Source organism: Oleiphilus sp. HI0061 (genome assembly GCF_001635675.1).
In genome coordinates this window covers 1-836 of the sequence record NZ_LWFE01000311.1, presented here as the reverse complement: position 1 = coordinate 836, position 836 = coordinate 1, and the positions used below count along the sequence as shown (strand labels likewise).

Genomic DNA, 836 nt, shown 5'->3' with positions numbered 1-836 from the left:
TTCTTCAAACTCTCCAATTTTGCTTTCACATTATCAATAACGCTTTGTGCATTCTCGCCAAAGCGCATCACTACAACACCACCGACCACTTCACCTTCGCCGTTCAATTCAGCGATGCCGCGTCGCATCTGTGGACCCAATTCAATCTTGGCAATATCTTTCAAAAGCAGTGGCGTGTTCTTAGCGTTTATGCCGAGTGGAATATTTTTAATATCATCTACACTTTGCAAGTAGCCGCTAACGCGCACCATGTACTCTGCTTCAGCCATCTCGATAACAGAAGCACCGGTTTCCTGGTTGGCCTTTTTAATTGCCATGCCAACATGGGCTAAAGGAATGTCGTAAGAGCGGAGTAGGTTCGGATCAACTTCAATTTGGTACTGACGCACCATACCGCCTATTGTCGCTACTTCAGAAACGCCCGGAACCGTTTGTAATTCATACTTCAAGAACCAATCCTGAATGCTACGTAGCTCCGCTAAGTCATGTTGACCCGTTTTATCTACTAGCGCATAGAGATATACCCAGCCAACGCCCGTTGCATCGGGGCCTAGTTGTGGTTTCGCTGATGAGGGCAAGGAGCCCGACACTTGGTTTAGGTACTCTAGTACCCTAGACCGAGCCCAGTATAGGTCCGTGCCATCCTCAAAGATCACATAAACATAGGAGTCACCAAAGAATGAAAAGCCCCGGACGGTAATCGCCCCCGGTACCGACAGCATCGCCGTCGTAAGCGGATAAGTTACCTGATCTTCAACGACTTGCGGTGCCTGTCCTGGGTAAGTGGTTTTAATGATTACTTGCACATCAGACAGATCAGGAATTGCATCGATTGG

General features: G+C 48.0%; 1 protein-coding gene. It reads right to left on the bottom strand.

Annotated features, from left to right (window positions below):
- Positions 1–836: efflux RND transporter permease subunit (locus A3735_RS04025; RefSeq protein WP_197485655.1), on the bottom strand; the 836-nt coding region annotated here is incomplete at both ends.